General features: G+C 63.4%; 14 protein-coding genes and 2 pseudogenes. 7 read left to right on the forward strand and 9 right to left on the reverse strand.

All coding sequences use genetic code 11. From position 1 onward, the window contains the following. Nucleotides 1-2920 (forward strand): annotated as a pseudogene (locus tag PMM47T1_RS22360) (hypothetical protein); the annotation flags it as partial. 227 nt (nt 2921-3147) lie between these two features. Here PMM47T1_RS22360 and PMM47T1_RS22365 read toward each other — a convergent pair. Next, the gene (locus PMM47T1_RS22365; protein ID WP_157213068.1) at nt 3148-3597 is read right to left on the reverse strand and encodes a hypothetical protein; all 450 of its coding nucleotides are present in this window, start codon (nt 3595-3597) and stop codon (nt 3148-3150) included. Nucleotides 3598-3977: 380 nt separating this feature from the next. Between PMM47T1_RS22365 and PMM47T1_RS22370 the strand changes: the two genes are divergently transcribed. Beyond that, the gene (locus PMM47T1_RS22370) at nt 3978-5039 is read left to right on the forward strand and encodes a LacI family DNA-binding transcriptional regulator (protein WP_202947836.1); all 1062 of its coding nucleotides are present in this window, start codon (nt 3978-3980) and stop codon (nt 5037-5039) included. 419 nt (nt 5040-5458) lie between these two features. Here PMM47T1_RS22370 and PMM47T1_RS22375 read toward each other — a convergent pair whose 3' ends face one another. Continuing rightward, nucleotides 5459-5722 carry a hypothetical protein gene (locus tag PMM47T1_RS22375; protein WP_008373321.1) on the reverse strand — a complete coding sequence of 88 codons (264 nt, stop codon included), beginning with the start codon at nt 5720-5722 and terminating at the stop codon, nt 5459-5461. 843 nt (nt 5723-6565) lie between these two features. On the opposite strand from PMM47T1_RS22375, the gene PMM47T1_RS22380 reads away from it, so the two are divergent. The 4 genes from PMM47T1_RS22380 to PMM47T1_RS22395 are packed head-to-tail and all read left to right on the forward strand — an operon-like array spanning nt 6566 to nt 10617. Next, complete coding sequence (locus tag PMM47T1_RS22380; protein WP_043301411.1) at nt 6566-7351, forward strand: sugar phosphate isomerase/epimerase family protein; 786 nt, start codon at nt 6566-6568, stop codon at nt 7349-7351. Next, nucleotides 7344-8288: a sugar kinase gene (locus PMM47T1_RS22385; protein ID WP_008373325.1), complete on the forward strand. Its 945-nt coding sequence runs from the start codon at nt 7344-7346 to the stop codon at nt 8286-8288. Before PMM47T1_RS22380 ends, PMM47T1_RS22385 begins: the two co-directional genes overlap by 8 nt. 52 nt (nt 8289-8340) lie before the next feature. Further along, nucleotides 8341-9639 carry an MFS transporter gene (locus PMM47T1_RS22390; protein WP_008373327.1) on the forward strand — a complete coding sequence of 433 codons (1299 nt, stop codon included), beginning with the start codon at nt 8341-8343 and terminating at the stop codon, nt 9637-9639. A gap of 15 nt (nt 9640-9654) precedes the next feature. Next, the gene (locus tag PMM47T1_RS22395) at nt 9655-10617 is read left to right on the forward strand and encodes a 2-hydroxyacid dehydrogenase (RefSeq protein WP_008373329.1); all 963 of its coding nucleotides are present in this window, start codon (nt 9655-9657) and stop codon (nt 10615-10617) included. Between the two features lie 62 nt (nt 10618-10679). Here the strand turns inward: PMM47T1_RS22395 and PMM47T1_RS30975 are convergent, their stop codons facing one another. Both PMM47T1_RS30975 and PMM47T1_RS30980 read right to left on the reverse strand, forming a co-directional pair. Continuing rightward, a complete protein-coding gene (locus PMM47T1_RS30975; protein ID WP_443216105.1) occupies nt 10680-11543 on the reverse strand; it encodes a methyl-accepting chemotaxis protein in 864 nt (287 codons plus the stop codon). Beyond that, a pseudogene (locus tag PMM47T1_RS30980) lies at nt 11535-12305 on the reverse strand (MCP four helix bundle domain-containing protein); the annotation flags it as partial. The gene PMM47T1_RS30975 and the pseudogene PMM47T1_RS30980, both read right to left, overlap by 9 nt. A gap of 222 nt (nt 12306-12527) precedes the next feature. On the opposite strand from PMM47T1_RS30980, the gene PMM47T1_RS22405 reads away from it, so the two are divergent. Next, nucleotides 12528-14108: an aldehyde dehydrogenase (NADP(+)) gene (locus PMM47T1_RS22405; protein WP_008373333.1), complete on the forward strand. Its 1581-nt coding sequence runs from the start codon at nt 12528-12530 to the stop codon at nt 14106-14108. 68 nt (nt 14109-14176) lie between these two features. Here PMM47T1_RS22405 and PMM47T1_RS22410 read toward each other — a convergent pair whose 3' ends face one another. The 5 genes from PMM47T1_RS22410 to PMM47T1_RS22430 are packed head-to-tail and all read right to left on the reverse strand — an operon-like array spanning nt 14177 to nt 18932. After that, nucleotides 14177-14959 carry a sugar phosphate isomerase/epimerase family protein gene (locus PMM47T1_RS22410; RefSeq protein ID WP_008373336.1) on the reverse strand — a complete coding sequence of 261 codons (783 nt, stop codon included), beginning with the start codon at nt 14957-14959 and terminating at the stop codon, nt 14177-14179. Beyond that, nucleotides 14956-15696 carry an SDR family NAD(P)-dependent oxidoreductase gene (locus tag PMM47T1_RS22415; protein WP_008373339.1) on the reverse strand — a complete coding sequence of 247 codons (741 nt, stop codon included), beginning with the start codon at nt 15694-15696 and terminating at the stop codon, nt 14956-14958. Before PMM47T1_RS22415 ends, PMM47T1_RS22410 begins: the two co-directional genes overlap by 4 nt. Nucleotides 15697-15710: 14 nt before the next feature. After that, on the reverse strand, nt 15711-17033 hold the full coding sequence (locus tag PMM47T1_RS22420; RefSeq protein WP_008373341.1) for an MFS transporter: 1323 nt from the start codon (nt 17031-17033) through the stop codon (nt 15711-15713). Between the two features lie 52 nt (nt 17034-17085). Then, the gene (locus tag PMM47T1_RS22425) at nt 17086-17913 is read right to left on the reverse strand and encodes an amidohydrolase family protein (protein WP_008373343.1); all 828 of its coding nucleotides are present in this window, start codon (nt 17911-17913) and stop codon (nt 17086-17088) included. Beyond that, nucleotides 17910-18932: a Gfo/Idh/MocA family protein gene (locus PMM47T1_RS22430; RefSeq protein WP_008373346.1), complete on the reverse strand. Its 1023-nt coding sequence runs from the start codon at nt 18930-18932 to the stop codon at nt 17910-17912. The genes PMM47T1_RS22425 and PMM47T1_RS22430 overlap by 4 nt, the downstream gene beginning before the upstream one ends. Nucleotides 18933-18955: the final 23 nt, after the last annotated feature.

The raw sequence follows: 18955 nt of genomic DNA on the forward strand, positions 1-18955 counted from the left end.
GATCAAGGTGAGCGTGCCAGGCAACCCCGACCCGGACCCTTCCACGCCCTACATCAATGAAGACCTGTTGCCACCCACCGGCATTCCCGCCGTCATCGATGCGGCGAGTGCCGTGGACCTGACGCTCGGCATTCCGCGCTATGAAAACCTCCACGCGGGGGATGTCATCACGCTGTATTGGACCGGCATTTCCGTGACCCATACCGTCACCGCCGCCGAGGCCAGCACGCCAACCTTACCGCTGAGCATAGTGGTGAGCGCCGACATCATTCGTGCCAACCCGGGGCTTGCCCTGGTGGTGAATTACGACATTCGCGATGTGGTGAAAAACTGGTCGTTGTTCAGCCTTTCCACTCACACCGATGTCGAGGCCCCCGGCGGCTTGCTGACACCCTCAGTAAGGGATGCCGATGATTATGACGTGTTGGACGTCGACGACCTAAACGGCGGCGATGTAGCCATCTGGGTGCCCGTGCGCGATAACCTTGCCGTGGGCGAGCAAGGCGTGCTGACCTGGGTGGGCCAGCCGGTGCTGGGCTCCCAGGTGCATTACACCCAGCCGTTTGTGATTGCCCAGGCCGCCACCCGCCTGACCCTGTACGTGCCCAACGGTCAGGCCGCCGCCTTGGTGGGCAGCACAGCCTCGGTGTATTACGACGTCAATGGCCGCCGCTCCTCACGTGCTTCGGTCAGCCTCATTGGCCAACCCGTCACCCTGGCGTTGCCGCACCTCACCAACGTGACACCACCGGACTACAACCCCGACCTGATCCCTGGCAGCACCCAGGAAGTGATCGTTCCGGCGTATGCCTTCATGGCGGTGGGGCAACGCGTGACGCTGGTGTGGGACGGCACCAGCGCCAGCGGCGGCAATGTGTATGAAACCTTCGAACGGGACATTCAATCGCAATCGCAGGTGGGGCGCGATATCAGCTTCCAGGTCGACAAAAACCTGGCTGCGGCGTTGGCCGGCGGGTCATTGAAGGTCAGTTACAAAGTGGCGGCTGGCGGGCAGGAATATCCCTCGCCCGAGCTTGAGTTGAATGTTGTGGGGCAAACCAGCACCTTGCCAGTGCCGCAAACCTATCCGGAGTTCGCTGATGGGCAGGTAGACCCCAACCTGGTAGGTGATAGCGTCAGCGTGATCATCCAGGCTCGCGCGCCGCTGTCGCCGGGCGACATCATCAATCTGTATTGGCATGGTCGGGCCGATGCCAGCTATAGCCATGAGTTCGTGTTCCCCGCATCGGGCAACCTGGACGTCACAATTGACACGTCGCCGTTCATTACCGGCAATGCCCTGGGGGACGTAGAGGTGTGGTACACGGCCCGCAGTGGTAGCACCGACCTGGGTACCTCTGGCTCGCTGGTGCTGCACATTGGCGAGGTCACTGAACACCCTTGGCCTGCGCCGATTGTCCACGATGCCACGGGCACTGCCATCGCCGAGTTCCACCCGGTGAGGCCTGGAACGGTCGCTGAAGAGAACGGTGTCACCGTGCTCATCAACGATGACCGGCTCCTGCCTGGCGACACAGTGGCGGTGGTACTGGTTATTCCCGGACGCGAGCCTGACGCTGAATTTGCCACGGTCTCGGCCGGGCTTGCCAGCGCCGCCCTCAGGCGTGAGCTGATTGTCGCAAGCCTGGGCAAGCAGGTGATGTTCGAATACGTGGTCTGGCGAAATGGTGAAGTAATAGCCACATGGGCCGAGTTGTACCTGCCGTTCCTGGATATTCCGGAGTCGGCGTTACCCATACCGTACATTGTCGAGGCAACTGGCGGCGCACTTGATGTTACCAGGCTGCCCAGTGACGCCACAGCGAAGGTCGACGCCTGGGTATGGCTGATGCCTGGGCAACACTATTGGTTTCAGGCCCTGGGCACGCTGGCTAACGGTTCGAGCACGGTCATCACCTTGGCTACCAATGCCCTGGTCAGTGGTGCGGTCACCGAACCTGTGCCACTGGCTGAGTTGCAGGCACTGCTGGACGGCAGTACGTTGACCCTGGTGATGCGTGTCGCGTTTGGCACCGATTCAGAGAACACGGTTACCTTTGCACAACACGCGTATACCGTGCATACGCTGGTCGAGGCACGGCCAACCATCACGGCAGTGACCTCGGCCACCGGCCCCGTTGTACACAATGGCTATACCTCCAGCACTGCCGTCACCTTGGCAGGCACAGGCACGCCCGGCCAGCCGCTGGACATTATCGATGGGGTAACGGTGGTAGGCACCACCGTCGTCAATGCTCAGGGGCAATGGACGGCGCAAGTGACGGGACTGATAGTGGGGGCGCACACTTTCAAGGCCAGGGATGCATTCGGCGACAGGTTGGAGTCTGCCGTGTGGGCCATCAACGTTGTGGCGCTGCTGCAGATCGACACCACCACCATGACGCTGTCAGGGCGCGTGCTACGTGACACGCGCATACCCACGGCGCCCCCCGCCAACAGTTCTGCCACTCGCACGGCAACCGGCGGCAAGCCGCCTTACACCTACAGCTCTGCCAACGTCAACATCGCCCAGGTCAATGCCCAGACCGGGCAGGTCTATTCAGTGGGTAATGGCAGCACGAGGATAACCGCGCAGGACGCCATCGGCCAGACAGTGTCTTATGCCGTTACCACGTCCAACGTCTATCGGGTGATCTTCACCTCGGGTTATCAAACGTACAAATATGTTGAGAGCTACACCACTCAGGCAGGCGCTAGGTTGATGTCGCTGGCCGAATTCAGAAGTTACCTGGCGACTTACAACGGTGTGCCACAGAATAACGGAGTGTTCTGGACAACCGACGTCGCCGGCGTAGGGCTGCGCTGGGCGATAGAGTCTCAGACCGGCCATACTCAGAAACTGGTGGATTTAGGCTTTGGTGGTAACACGGCGTTCGGCATGGGGATTAAAAATACTTGATGGGCAGGTAGGGCCGCCGTTTTCAGGCGGCCCGGCTGTGCGTGAGAGGGGAAAGAGGGGCCGGCTTAAGTTCTGTACGAAAAACCGAAGGTGGTCAATGGCAACACCTGGGTTATTGGCCTGGGCCATATTTTTCAGACAGCCCCTGGCCGCCGACATCGCCAGGCTCGACAACCTGTCGAGTGGCGGTGCGGCGACAGTCATTTACTGCCAACCACTACCTGGCCTTACCACGTAATATTATCGAGGAACGCCTGCTCACCCGCCGCAGTGTAAACTTGCAATAACAGCAATTTCAAATCACGACCACTGTCATCGTCGACAGGGAACGTATGCCGACCATTACCTATATCCTTTTGGCCAAATCCTCCTTCCTCAAATTGCCAATAGGCAAATGTTTTAATACGACTTTTCGCACCGAAGTCCAGGGTGATTTTCTGGACAGCGGACCTACCCGTGAATTCAAAAAGGAAGGCGTACTGCAGCGCAGGCTCAACAACAGGGGGGACTGTTGCTTTGAGTACGTTGCCAGACATGCTGGAAAACTCCGCGGGCGCAGCTACCACCTCCAAACTTACGCCCTGGCCACGCAACACAAAACTCTCGGTTGTAACGTTTTCTACAGGGCCAGGATTAAGGGAATCAAAATTCTCTTCTTTTCCAGAGTGCGATTTCATGATGACACCACCCACAGTTTAATTAAACAATAGTTTACCGGCATTGAACCCAATCAATTCGGCGACTCCACTGTAACCAATACCGATCAAATCGGTAACTGGTAGAAGTGACAGGTACAAAAAATAACGTCCGCATGAAAAATTTCTTTCGTAGAGCTTAAGCGCGGCAAACGACATCCAACAGTTACACTCACGCGCACCCGCAACTTTTATACAGGCATGGCTCCTATAAAAAATCAGGTGACCGTAGATTTAGGGATGGCAGACCAGCCCTGCGCCTCATTTCATACCCACTACGAAAAACGCCAAACTTGACGCCCCCTACTCCGCCAGTGTCTCCTACCCACACTGAAACCGCTTTCAGCCAACCCCGCCTCCGTATGACGACTACAACTCCAACAAGGACCACAGGCCCCGTGAGCAGCCCCACCGCCCCGCCCCGTCACCGCGTCACCATGCTCGACGTCGCCCGCCGTGCCGGCGTGTCGAAAGCCAGCGTGTCGCGCTTCATCGGTGACGACAAAGCCCTGCTCTCGGACGCCATCGCCCTGCGCATCGAAAAAGCCATCAGCGAGCTGGGCTACCGGCCCAACCAGATGGCCCGCGGCCTGAAACGCGGGCGCACACGGCTGATCGGCATGCTCATGGCCGATATCCGCAACCCCTATTCCATTGCCGTGATGCACGGCGTGGAAACCGCCTGCCGCCGTCATGGCTACAGCCTGGTGGTGTGCAACACCGACCGCGACGGCGAACAGGAACTGCAGCAACTCGACGCCCTGCGCTCGTACAACATCGAAGGGTTGATCGTGAACACCCTGGGCAAGCACATGGACGCGCTGCGCGAACTGCAAAGCGAACGCCCCATGGTGCTGGTGGACCGCAAGCTGGAAGACTTTCACAGCGACATCGCCGGGCTGGACAACGCGGGCGCCATGCGCATGGGCCTGGTGCATTTGAAGGCGCGCGGCTATCGCGACCTGGCACTGGTCAGCGAACCCCAGGACGGTACCAGCTCGCGCAACGAGCGCATCAGCGCCTTCGATGCGCTGGTGGCCCAGGACCGTGAGCTGAGTGGCTGCATGCTGCAAACCGGCGCCGAACTTGAAACCCGCCTGCGCGAGTTCCTGGCCGCGCCCGGCCCAGGCCCCAAGGCGCTGTTCTGCGCCAACGGCCTGGCGGCGCTGGCGGCTACCCAGGCGTTGCGCGGGCTGGGCTGCAACCTGTTCGATGACGTGGGGCTGATTGCCCTGGATGACCTTGACTGGTACCCGCTGGTGGGCAGCGGCATCACCGCGCTGGCACAGCCTACCCACGCCATTGGCGTGCGGGCGTTCGAGTGTTTGCTGGAGCGCTTGCGCGGGGATGCGGGGGCGGCGCAGCGGTTTGATTTTGCCGCCGAGCTGATCGTGCGCGGCTCAACGCCCCCCAAACACAACTGACTGACGGCCGCACGTGGGACCGGGCGAAGCTCGGGAAGCGAACGTGCCCGCATAGCAGCGACTGCTTGTGGGAGCAGGCTCGCCAGCTCCCGCAGTGTGAATGCAAACACCGATCTGGGGTCCTACGCTGTGGGAGATTCTATGGTGTTGAGCAATCTGTGGGAGCGGGTTCTGCCCGCGAAAAGTACACCGCGACGTATCTGAAATACCGCAGTGCGTTCTTCGCGGGCAGAGCCCACTCCCACAATGCCAATGCAACCAACGATGTGGGCCTTGCCACTGTGGGAGCAAAGCTTGCTCGCGATGCAGGCGACACCGCCCCGCCGCTACCGAAGGCTGCGTCCGGCTTGCCGCGGTATACCTGATTGACCGCAGCGTCAAAGGCGCGGCTTGACGGACGCTGCTATAGCAGTCGGGCTTCAATCCGTAACAGGCAACCCCGCCAACGACGCCTCCACCAACGCCCGCGCAATCTCGCTCAGGTGCTCCACATTTCGCGCCATGGCACGCCACTGTGGCGGGCAATTCCCCACCAGTTCGGCAGCGCCGGCGCTGGTGCTTTTCAGGTAGGCGCAGGCTTGAGTCAGTGCCTCCTCCAACGGCATGCCATTGCGCACGGCCAGGATCGGCATGTCGCCTTCACACGGGCCGAAAGGATGGTGGGCGGTAACATATTCGGCCATGACGGGGGTGCTCCTGCACTGGGCGTCGAGGCGGATGGGTGATGAGGTTTCAGGCAGGGGAAAATCGGGTGGATCGGGGGTCAGCTTAACCATGGAGCATTACTCCTGACGGTTAATTGAAACCGCCAAGCCCCGCTGCTAAACGAGGAGGTGGCGGTTGTACGCGGGTTAGCAGACCGGACCGTCAGGTACCCGGCGCACCCGAAGGTGCCCCACGCACAGCCGCCATAAACGCTAGTGGAGGCACAGATACCCACACTCGCGATGACAACGCTATGCGTCTGACGAATCTCGGACTGCTAAACCCGACCGCTGATTTCGCAGCGGCGGCCGCAGACTAACCCCGGAAAAACGCCAGTGCAAGCGCTCTCGCACAACCACGACTTTAGAAACATTTCGTTATTTTTTAGCGCTGTAGGGAGATTATTGCAGATTTTTAGTGAAAATTCCTAGGGTATTTCCTACACCTGTAGTCGCTGCCGCCAGGCTGCGCTGGATCGCAAGCCCCTCTAAATCTGTAGCGGGCTTAAAGGCCAGCGCAGCCTGACGGCAGCGGCTTGGCTCCGCGCGCCCCGGCCCCGTTGTGGCGTACGCCCCCTTGACTCCCACCCCCACCAAGGTGTTTCCTATCTCCATGGCTGAAACCGATTTCAGCCACACTCAACGCCGCCTGGCAAAACAATTCCAAAAAGGAAATCAGGCCCATGACCGCTCTCCTCCCCACCCGCGCCTTGCCCCAACCATCCCGGCTCGCCCGCACCCTGGTGAAAAACTGAACCCCGCACCCCGTTTCGGGGTCTTCTGCTTAGCTTAATTTGAAACCGGTTTCAGAGGCCAATAACAATGAATCTCTACCCCGTGTCCATCAGCCTGTCCAGTTATGGCGCCACCCTGATTCGCGAGCAAGGCCAGGCGCCCTTCGCTGCCCTGCTGGCCCAGGCCGGCGCCCACATCATTGAATGGCGCGAAGAGCTGTTCACCACCCTGGACGCCGAACAATTGCGCCAGGCTGCCGAGGCCCAGGGCCTGCACAGCGTGTATTCCTGCCCCATGGAGCTGTGGCAGGAAGGCCGTGCCGAGCCAGACCCGGCGCTGGTGGCCGCGCTGGCCAATGCCGCAGCCTGCGGCTCGAAGTGGCTGAAAGTATCCCTCGGTTTTTTTGCCCCGCACAACGACTTTGCTGCCCTCAAGCAACTGCTGGCCAACCAGCCGGTGCGCCTGCTGGTGGAAAACGACCAAACCACCCAGGGCGGGCGCATCGACCCCCTGGCGCGTTTCTTTGCCCGCGCCCGCGAACACAGCGTGCCGTTGGGCATGACCTTTGACATCGGCAATTGGCAGTGGCAGGAACAGTCGGTGTTTAGCGCCGCCGTGCAACTGGCCCAGTACGTGGAGTACGTGCACTGCAAGGCCGTGGAGCGCACCAGCTGTGGCAAGCTGGTGGCCATACCGCCCCATGCCCGTGACCTGGAGGTGTGGGAGCAATTGCTGCGACGCATGACACCCGGGGTGATGCGCGCTGCGGAATTTCCGCTGCAAGGCGATGATCTATTGCAAGTGACCCGTGGCCATGTGGCCACCCTCGCCCGCTTGGGCCAACCGCATTCGGAGAGTGTCGCCCATGGCTGATGTCCTGTGTTTTGGTGAAACCATGGCCATGCTGGTGGCCGAACAAACCGGTGACCTGGCCGCCGTCAGCCACTTCCACAAGCGCATTGCCGGTGCCGACAGCAACGTCGCCATCGGCCTGTCGCGGCTGGGCTTCAAGGTGGCCTGGCTGAGCCGGGTGGGCAATGACTCGCTGGGGCGCTTTGTGGTCGACACCCTCAAGCGCGAAGGCCTGGACTGCCGCCACGTGACGGTGGACAGCGCACACCCCACCGGTTTTCAGTTCAAGTCCCGCGAGGACGACGGCGCCGACCCGGTGGTGGAGTATTTCCGTCGCGGTTCGGCCGCCAGCCACTTGAGCGTCGACGACCTGAACGATGACCTGCTCAGTGCCCGCCACCTGCACGCCACCGGTATCCCGCCGGCGCTGTCGGCCAGTGCCCAGGAGCTGTCCAGCCACCTGATGCAAACCATGCGCGGAGCCGGGCGTAGCGTATCATTCGACCCCAATTTGCGCCCATCGCTGTGGCCCAGCCAGACGCGCATGATCAGCGAGGTCAACGCCCTGGCCAGCCACGCCGACTGGGTGCTGCCGGGCCTGGCCGAGGGTCGTTTGCTGACCGGTTATGACACCGCGCCCGACATTGCCGCCTTTTACCTGGACCACGGCGCGGAAGCTGTGGCCATCAAGTTGGGCGCCGAAGGGGCCTACTACCGCACCGCCTTGGGCGAAGGCTATGTGGCCGCCCATAAGGTGGACAAGGTGGTGGACACCGTGGGCGCCGGTGACGGCTTTGCGGTGGGCGTGATCAGTGCGCTGCTGGAAGGCCAGACCATCGAACAGGCAGTCGACCGCGGTAACTGGATCGGCAGCCGCGCCGTGCAAAGCCAGGGTGACATGGAGGGCCTGCCCAGCCGCGATCAACTGTTGGACGCCGCGGCCCTGCGCCGCGCCTGAACCCCGTGAACCCACCTGTTGCGACAACAACAAAATGCTCAGGAGCACGCCCATGAACACGCCGAAACTGGCGACCCGCCGCTGGTGGGTGGTCATGCCCATTGTTTTCATCACCTACAGCCTGGCCTACCTGGACCGCGCCAACTACGGCTTCGCCGCCGCTTCCGGCATGGCCAAGGACCTGGCCATGACACCCGGCCTGTCCTCGTTGCTGGGGGCGCTGTTTTTCCTGGGCTATTTCTTCTTCCAGGTGCCAGGTGCCCTCTACGCGGAAAAGCGCAGCGTGAAGAAACTGATCTTCGCCAGCCTGATCGCCTGGGGCGCCCTGGCCAGCCTGACCGGCGTGGTGGCGAACGCCTATTGGCTCATTGGTATCCGCTTCATGCTGGGCGTGGTGGAGGCCGTGGTGATGCCGGCCATGCTGGTGTACCTGTGCTACTGGTTCACCCGCGCCGAGCGCTCGCGCGCCAACACCTTCCTGATCCTGGGCAACCCGGTGACCATGCTGTGGATGTCGGTGGTGTCGGGGTACCTGGTGCAGCATTTCAGCTGGCGCTGGATGTTCATTGTCGAAGGGATTCCGGCGATTGTCTGGGCGTTTATCTGGTGGCGCCTGGCTGATGAAAAGCCGGCGGATGCTGGCTGGCTGAGCGACCAGCAGAAAAAGGCTTTGCAAGCCACCCTGGCCGCCGAGCAGGAAGGCATCAAGCCGGTGAAGAACTACGCCGAGGCGTTCCGTTCGCCCAAGGTCATCATCCTGTCGATACAGTTTTTCTGCTGGAGCATCGGCGTGTACGGCTTTGTGCTGTGGCTGCCGTCCATCCTCAAGCAGGGCCAGGAAATGGACATGGTCGAGGCCGGCTGGCTGTCGGCACTGCCTTACCTGGCCGCGGTGATCGCCATGCTGGCCGTCAGTTGGGGATCGGACCGTATTCAGCGGCGCAAACGCTTTGTGTGGCCGCCGTTACTGCTGGCGGCGCTGGCGTTCTATGGCTCGTATGCCCTGGGCACCGAGCATTTCTGGTGGTCCTACGGCTTGCTGGTGCTGGCCGGTGCATGCATGTACGCGCCGTACGGGCCGTTCTTCGCCATCGTGCCCGAGGTACTGCCAGCCAACGTGGCCGGTGGCGCCATGGCGCTGATCAACAGCATGGGCGCACTGGGCTCATTCGCCGGCTCGTACTGGGTGGGCTACCTCAACAGCACCACCGGCAACCCCGGCGCTTCCTACCTGTTGATGAGCGGCGCACTGGTGCTGTCCGCCGTGCTGACGATTCTGCTGGCCCCTGGCGGCTGCGACACAGTGCGGCCCAAGGCCGACGCTCGCCCCCTCACCGCCCACCATTCCTGACCTTGAGAACCTGTGATGAAAAAGCACGTGGTGCTGTACAAGAAACTGTCTCCTGCCTTGCTGGCCCGCCTGGGCGACCAGGTGGATGTCACCTACATCGAAGACCCGGCCAGCGACGGCCTGGCGCGCCTGCGCGAAGCCCTGCCCCAGGCCCATGGCCTGCTGGGCGCCAGCCTGAAACTGGACGCCGCGCTGCTGGACCTGGCGCCGCACCTTGAGGCGGTGTCCAGCGTCTCGGTGGGGGTGGACAACTACGACATCGCCGACCTCACTCGCCGCGGCGTGCAACTGACCAACACCCCTGACGTGCTCACCGAGACCACCGCCGACACCGGCTTTGCGCTGATACTGGCCACGGCCAGGCGCGTGGTGGAGCTGGCCAACCTGGTGCGCGACGGGCACTGGACCGCCAGCGTCGGGCCCACGCACTTCGGCACGGATGTGCATGGCAAAACCCTGGGCATCATCGGCATGGGCCGTATTGGTGAAGCCCTGGCACAGCGTGGGCACTTCGGCTTTGGCATGCCGGTGATCTACCACAGCCACTCGCCCAAGCCCGCCGTGGACCAGCGCTTCGGCGCCCGCCACTGCGGGCTGGACGAGTTTCTGCAGGAAGCCGATTTCATCTGCCTGACCTTGCCATTGACCGCCGAAACCACCGGCCTGATTGGCGCCCGAGAGCTGGAATTGATGGGGCCCGACAGCATTTTCATCAACATTTCGCGCGGCAAGGTCGTCGATGAAAAGGCATTGATCCACGCCCTGCAAACCGGCCAGATCCGCGCCGCCGGCCTCGACGTGTTCGAGCGCGAGCCGTTGGAACCGACATCGCCGCTGCTCACGCTCGACAACGTGGTGGCCACCCCGCACATCGGCTCCGCCACCCACGAAACCCGCGAAGCCATGGCCCGCTGCGCGGTAGACAACCTGCTGGCCGCACTGCGCGGCGACCGGCCGCAGAACCTCGTCAACCCGTAGCTGCCGACAGGCTGTGTCTTGCGACGCGGTATGCCAGGCAATGGGCGGCCACTGCTAGCGGTTCAGAATCTGAACCGCGACACCAGGTTATCGAGGTTGCCCGCCAGTTGTGCCAGGTCGCGGGTGGCTTCGCGGGACTGTTGCGCGCCGTCGGCGGCGCGGCTGGCGAAGTCGCGGATGTTGAGCAGGTTGCTGTCCACTTCGCGGGCCACCTGGGCCTGTTCTTCGGTGGCGCTGGCGATCACCAGGTTGCGCTCCATGATCTGCTCCATGGCCTGGGTAATGCCCTGCAGCGCCTGGGCCGCGCCGTCGGCAATGCCCAGGGTGGCGTCGGCGCGCTGGGCGCTGGTGTGCATGGCTTGCAGCGCCAGGTCGGAACCGCTGCGCATGCCCTGCACCATGGTTTCGATTTCCAGGGTGGATTGCTGGGTGCGGTGGGCCAGTGCCCGTACTTCGTCCGCCACCACCGCGAAGCCACGCCCGGACTCGCCCGCGCGCGCTGCCTCGATGGCCGCGTTCAGGGCCAGCAGGTTGGTCTGCCCGGCAATGGCACCAATCACGTCCAGCACTGAGCCAATGGCCTGGGAGCGTTCGGCCAGTGCGCTGACCTGGGCGGCCGTGGCGTGCAGGTCGGCGCGCAACTGCTCGATGCTGGCGCGGGTGTCGGCCACCTTGCCCTGGCCCTGACGCGCCACTTCGTTGCAGTCGCGGGTGGAATCGGAGGTGGACACCGCGTGGCTGGCCACCTCATCCACCGCCGCGCTGAGCTCAGTGACGGCAGTGGCGGCCATGTTCACCTCTTCGCTTTGCCGGTGCATGCCGTCGCTGCCCGCCTCCGACGCCTGGCGCAGGGCCAACAACGACGAGGACAAAGCCTTGGAACTGGTGGAGATTTCGCTCAGGGTCTGGCGCAGTTGCTGCTGCATGGCCGCCAGGGCAGTCAGCAGACGCCCGGCTTCGTCGCTGCCATCGGCCTTGATCGGCTGGCTGAGGTCGCCGCCGGCAATGCGCTCGGCAGCGCCCAGCGCGGCCATCAGCGGCGTGACGATGCTGCGGGTCAACACCAGGGCAAGCACGATGGTGGCCAACGCAGCCAGGCCGATGAACACCAGGATGACGGTGCGCGAGCGGCTGTATTGCTCGGCCGAGCGCTGGGTTTCGGTGCCGATGCCGGCGCCGTAGTAATCGGCCAATTCATTGAGCTGGCTGCCGGAGTCGTCCACCAGCGGCTTCATTTCCACCAGCAGCAGCTTGAGCAACGCGCCCTTGTCAGCCTGCCCGGCCAGCACGAAGGAGCGCTGCAAGGCATCGTTGTAGCCCTTGAGCGACTGTTCGAAGCGCTGGAATATTTCCTGCTCCTTGGGCGTGTTCACCCGCGGGCGAAAGGCTTGCAGCTTGCCTTGCAAATCATTCAGGCGCGTGTCCATCTGGCTGCGGTAGCTGGTAATACTGGCAGGGTCGGTGTCCAGCGCCATGCGCAGGGAAATGGTACGGATGCGCAGCATGATCTCGCGAATGTCGCTAACCGCCCGCAGGCTGGGCACCCAGTCATTCTCGGTAGCCACCTGGCCCTGGCGGATATCTGCCATCTGCGCCAAGGCAAAGAAACCCAGCAGCGCCACCAGGGCGGCAATCAGGGAGAAGCCGGTCAAGGCACGAGGGGCGACGCCGATGTTTCTTATTAGCATGTGAATGTCCCGAGGCAGCAGTGGGGTAGCGTTGGCGCAATGTTGCTTGGTTATCGTACCTCGCGAACGTTTCTGTAGCCCCGCGGCAAAATATTGTCCTACACACTGGCTAATGGCCCGGTCGAGTGGCGATTGCACAACCCTCCACCTAGTTGTACGATGTCCGTCAACATCAAGCCATTAGTGCTTTCTCAGAACAATCTGAAGAACCAGGAGATCACGATGTCCACCCTTCTCGGCCACAACTTCATCGCCGGCGCCCGCAGTGCCCAGGGCAGCAAGCGCCTGCAGAGCCTGGACGCCACCACCGGCGAGGCGCTGCCGTTCGAATTCACCCAGGCTACCGAAGCCGAAGTCGACGCCGCCTGCCGCGCCGCCGAAACCGCTTTTGGCGAATTCCGCCACCTGAGCCCGGCCCGCCGTGCCGAGTTCCTCGACGCCATTGCTGACGAAATCGACGCCTTGGGCGATGACTTCGTCGCCATTGTGTGCCGCGAGACCGCGCTGCCTGCCGCGCGCATTCAGGGCGAACGTGGCCGCACCAGCGGCCAGATGCGCCTGTTCGCCAAAGTGCTGCGCCGTGGCGACTTCCTCGGCGCGCGCATTGACCTGGCCCTGCCCGAGCGCAAGCCGCTGCCACGCGTAGACCTGCGTCAATACCGCGTGGGCGTGGGCGCTGTGGCCGTGTTCGGCGCCAGCAACTTCCCGCTGGCCTTCTCCACCGCCGGTGGTGACACTGCCGCGGCCCTGGCCGCCGGCTGCCCGGTGGTGTTCAAGGCCCACAGCGGCCACATGGCCACCGCCGACCAAGTGGGCTGCGCGATCATTCGTGCGGCGGAAAAAACCGCCATGCCCAAGGGCGTGTTCAACATGATCTTCGGCGGTGGCGTGGGCGAGTGGCTGGTCAAGCACCCGGCCATCCAGGCCGTGGGCTTCACCGGCTCGCTGAGCGGCGGCAACGCCCTGTGCAAAATGGCCGCCGAGCGTGCGCAACCGATCCCGGTGTTTGCCGAAATGTCGAGCATCAACCCGGTGGTGTTGCTGCCAGAAGCCCTGGCCAGCCGTGGCGACACCGTGGCCAAGGAATTGGCCGCTTCGGTGGTGATGGGTTGTGGCCAGTTCTGCACCAACCCTGGCCTGGTGATTGGCGTACGCTCGCCTGCCTTCACCGCTTTCCAGGCGCAACTGCAAGAGCAGATGGCCGCCCAGGCGCCGCAAACCATGCTCAACGCCGGCGGCCTGCGCAGCTACGCCCAGGGCCTTGAGCACCTGCTGGCTCACCCTGGCGTCAGCCACCTGGCCGGTGAGCCGCAGTCGGGCAACCAGGCCCGTCCACAGCTGTTCAAAGCTGATGTGGCGCTGTTGCTGGAAGGTGATGAGCTGCTGCAGGAAGAAGTGTTCGGCCCGGCCACCATTGTCATCGAAGCGGCTGACGATGCTCAGTTGAAAGCAGCGCTGCACGGCCTTCGCGGGCAACTGACCGCCACCCTGATCGGTGAGCAGTCGGACCTGGTTGCCTACCAGTGGCTGGTGCCGTTGCTGGAACAGAAAGTCGGCCGCATCCTGGTGAACGGCTACCCAACCGGCGTGGAAGTGTGCGAAGCCATGGTGCACGGTGGCCCCTACCCGGCCACCTCCGACTCGCGCGGCACTTCGGTGGGTACTTTGGCCATCGACCGTTTCCTGCGCCCGGTGTGTTACCAGAACTATCCCGAAGCCTTGCTGCCTGAAGCCCTGCGCAACAGTAACCCGCTGGGCCTCAAGCGCCTGGTCAACGGCGAGTGGAGCGATGCGGCGCTGTAACACGCCCATTGAACATTCATTAGCCGTGGGAGCGGGCTCTGCCCGCTCCCACATGAGTAGCAATGTGCTTATGGTGCGACGAGTGCATGGGTAGTTTGGCAGGCCAACGCCAACCGCTCCACACTGCCCAGCGCCCCATACGGCATCTCGACACTCACCTGCACGTCCTTCGGCAACGCTGCCAGCAACTCGGCCAGCGGCAACTGCCCACGCCCCGGCGGCAAGCGGCCTTCGCGGGCTTCCTGGATGATGTGCTGCGGCGGCGGTGCCTGCAACGGCGCGTCGCACAGCTGCACCGCGCGCAACCAGCGTGGGTTCACCTCCCTCACCATAGCTACCTTGCCGCCACTGCGGAACAGGTGCAGCGCGTCCAGCAGAATACCGCCATTGGCCTGACCCGCCCCTTCAACGATCTGCCGCGCCTGTTGCAGGTTGCCCACTTCGCGCCAGCGCATGAATTCCAAATCCACCCTCACACCAAAATCGGCCGCCAGTTCGCACAGGTGCGCGTAGTGATCGGTCAGCCGCGAAAACTCCCCATCATCACCCGACACCGTCAGGCTGCTGGCGCCCAGGTCTGCCCCGGCTTCCAACAATGGCACCAGGGCAAGAAGGTCGACCTGGGGCGTCAGTTCGACGAACTCGATATCGCTGACGCGCACGCCTTCACTGTTCAGCACGGCCTTGAGCGCCTGCCGCGCCGCAGCGTCCAACGGGTAACACAGGCCGCCCGCCATGGCCGGATGCAAGCGCAAGCCCACTGCTGAAAAGCCAGCCCCCGCCGCCTGACGAACCAGGTCGGCGGGGGCCAGTTGCAGCGCGGTCAGATGCGCCACGCCAAGGGCTTTCAATAGGTGGCCCTGCCGCCGCTGAGGTCGAACACAAAGCCGGTGGTGAAGCTGCACTCGGGGCCGGCTATCCAGGTCACCATGTTGGCGATTTCCTCGATCTGCAGGAACCGGCCCATGGGAATCTTGGCCTTGCTGGCGGCGATGTGCTCTGGGGTCATTTCGGCCATCAGGCCGGTTTCCACCATGGCCGGGGCGATGCAGTTCAGCAGCACGCCGTCCTGGGCCAGCTCCTTGGCGGCGGACTTGGTGAAGGCAATCACGCCCGCCTTGGCGGCCGAGTAGGCAGAGATGTACTGTACGCCGTCCTTGCCGGCCATGGACGCCACGTTGACGATGCGTCCGTACTTGCGTTCACGCATGTGCACGATGGCGGTGCGGCAGCAATAGAACACGCCGGTCAGGTCGATGGCCAGCACCTGGTCCCAGGCCTCCACCGGGTAGTTCCACGACTCCACCACCGGGCCGTTGATGCCGGCGTTGTTGACCAGAATGTCCACGCGGCCCAGTTGCTCGACCACCTGCGCGAACGCAGCCTCCACCGACTCCAGCGACGCGACGTTCACCGGCTGGCGCAAGGCTGGCGTGAAGCCGTTGGCGCCGCTGTCCCAGTTGTCGACGTTGAGGTCCCAGATCACGATGTTGGCACCCGCCTGACGCAGGCGCTTGGCAATGCCCAGGCCGATGCCGCGCATGCCGCCGGTGATAATGGCCGTCTGGCCTTCCAGGTGTTGACTCATGTAAATGCTCCTTTTCAAGGGTTCGCGATATCAGGCAGACGCTTGAGGTCTTGCACGATGAACAGGTAGCTGGCGGCGCCGAACAGCGTCACCAGCGAGATAAAGCCCAGGGCCCATACAAACGAGCCGGTCAGGGTAACGATGATGCCGATCACCAGCGGGATGACGATGCCGGCGGCATTGGCGAACAGGTTGAACAGGCCGCCACTCAGGCCGATCAGGCCTTTTGGCGCGATGTCAGAGACAATCATCCAGGCCAGCGACGACATGCCTTGGGCGAAATAGGCCACGCACAGAATGGCTATCACCAGCGCGTCGGAGTTCACGTAGTTGGCCAGCACAATCACCGAGGCCGTCAGCAGGCCGGTGATCACCGGCAGCTTGCGGGCTACGTTCAGGGAGATGCCACGGCGCAGCATGGCGTCTGACAGCCAGCCGCCGAACAGGGTGCCGGCCGACGCGGCAATGAACGGCAGCACCGCCACCCAGCCCACTTTGAGCCAGGGCATGTGGCGCTCGGTCACCAGGTAGGTAGGGAACCAGGTGAGGAAGAACACGTTGGTGGAGTTACAGGCAAACTGGCCCAGGCAGATACCGAGCATGTTGCGCTGCTTGAGCAGGGCTGGAATCTGCGACCAGGCAAAGCGCGTGGCCTTCTGGCTGCCGTCCACCACGCCGCCACCCTGGGCGATGTAGTCCAGTTCAGCCTGATTGGTCTGGGTCGACTCGTGAGGCTCGTGAAATTTGCGCCACCACACCAGCCCGTACAACACCCCCACCGCGCCCACCGACATCAGCAGAAAACGCCAGCCGTAGGCATGCAGCACCCAAAACAGCAGCGGCGTGAGAAACGCCAGGCCGCAGTACTCGGCCAGGGTATAGATGCTGGTGGCCCGCGCCCGCTCGCTCTGCGGGAACCAGATGGCGACCACCCGGCTGTTGGCCGGGAAGCACGGCGCCTCGGTGGCGCCGATCAGCAGGCGGATGCCCAGCAGCGAGGCAAAGCCGGTGGCCAGCCCCTGCAAGCCGGTGAACAGCGACCACAGGGTCAGCGCCAGCCAATAGGTGAGCTTGGTGCCCAGGCGATCCAGGAGGATGCCGCCGGGAATCTGCGCGGCGGCGTAGGTCCAGGAAAACGCCGAGAAAATCAGGCCCATCATGGCCGCGTTCAAGCCCAGGTCAGCGCTGATGCTGGGCGCAGCAATGCCCATGACGCTGCGGTCCAGGTAGTTGATCAGGGTGCCACCGGCGATCAGGCCCAAAATCATGAAGCGGGTGCGGCTGCGCACCTGTACCGACGGGGCGGCGCAAGCGCGAATATCGAGTTTGGCTGTCATGAGGTATACCTCTTGTTATTGTTAGTGCACAGGCATCCTTGCATCACGTGTTTCAGCAGAACCCGAACAGGCGCCGCGGTGTGTCCCACATCACCCGTCGCCGCACCTCGGCGTCGGGCATGAACTGCTCGGCCAGCTTCAGCAGCGGGCCATAGTCGACGCGTTGCTGCATGCGCAGGAACGGCCAGTCCGAACCCCACACGCAGGCGTCCGGGCCAAAGGCGTCGAGCAGCGCCTGCACGTAGGCCAGGGTGTCCTCGAACACCGAGTCCATGGGTGCGAACTTCTGCATGCCGGAAATCTTCACCGTCGCCCGCCCGCGCTCGGCCAGCCGCAACAGGGCTTGGAAGCCGGGCTGGTATAGGCCATGGGCAATGTCGGGGCGGCCGCAGTGGTCAATCAACAGGCGCACGTCGCTCTGGTCGATCAGCTCCAGCAATTGAACCAACTGGTCGCCCACGGTCTGGATCTGCGCGAACAGGCCCAGTTCCGCCAGCTTGGGCAGCAACGCCTCGGCGCCGGCCATCACGGTCAGGCCTTCGGTGGCCGGGTTGAAGGCCACGCCCACCACACCCTTGTCCTTGTAGGCCGCCAAAGCGTTCAGGCTGACGTCGTGGTCCACCACCACGATGCCTTTGTAGCGCCCCTCGCCACTGGCCAGGGCCGACAGCAACAAGCGGTTGTCGGCGCGGTAGCCGCTGGTGGGTTGTACCAGCAGTGCATGCTGCACACCGTAGGCGTCCAGCACGCGGTTGAACTGGTTGAGCGTGCCGACTTCCTGGCCGGCCGGGCGGTAGAGGGTGTTGGCCAAATAAGGGAAGTTGGCCGGGTCGAACAGGTGATTGTGGCAGTCGATCTTGGGTTCGTCGTAGATGCTCATTGCACGGCCTCCCAGCCGCCGCTGCGCTGCGAGGCAAACAGCGCTTCAAGGGTACGCAGGGTCGCCAGGGCGTCTTCGATGGGCCAGCTGGGCACGTCATCGCCCAGCAGCTTGCGCGAGAAGCGCTCTACCTGCAGCTCATAGTGGTTGACCGGCTCAAACGTCAACACGTCGCTGGGGAAAGCGCCGACGCTGAGGTGGTCGCCCACCTGCAGGTGGCATTCGTGGGGCCGCGCGTGTGCGCACGGAAAATCGAAATTGACCCAGCCAGTAGCGCCCAGCAGCGCCAGCCGCTGGTGGGTGCCCCAGCCGTCTGGCCCGGCCTGGGTGGCCACGGTCAGGGCCGCGTGGCAATCACCGTAGTCGAGCAAGGCGCTGGACAGGCGATCGATGCCCAATACCGGGTCATATTCCAGCGCGGCGATCACCCGCTTGGGCGAGCGCTTGAACACCAGGTTGCAGGCGCTGATGGCGTACACGCCCAGGTCATAGAGCGCGCCGCCACCGGCCTTGGGGTCGTTGCGAATGTCGGCCGGGTCCAGGAATTGCTTGGCCAGGGTGATGTGCGCGGCGCGCACAGCGCCCAGGGTGCCTTGCACACGGGCCTGCTCCAGCGCCGCCCATTGCGGGTGGTTGCGGAAGGCCAGGCCTTCCTCGATGTGCAGGCCGGTGCGGTCGCGCACCTCGCACAGTTGTTCAACCTGGGCGGCCGTCAGGCACAAGGGCTTTTCACACAGCACGTGCTTGCCCGCTTCCAGGGCCTTGATGGCCCACTCGAAGTGCAACTGGTTGGGCAGCGGCACATACACCGCGTCCACCGCCGGGTCGGCCAGCAAGGCGTCGTAAGTGGTGTGCAGGTGCGGGATGTCGAAGCGTTCGGCCACCTGGCGACCTTTGCCTGCATCGCGGCTGGCCAGCGCCACCAGGCGGGCGCTGGGGGCCAGCAGCATGGCGGGCATGGTGCGTTGGGTGGCGATATTGGCGGCGCCGAGCACGCCCCATTGGATAGTCCTGGCCATGGCCGGTCACCCTTGTTGTTATG

Origin of the sequence: Pseudomonas sp. M47T1 (genome assembly GCF_000263855.1) — a bacterium.
Lineage (GTDB): Bacteria > Pseudomonadota > Gammaproteobacteria > Pseudomonadales > Pseudomonadaceae > Aquipseudomonas.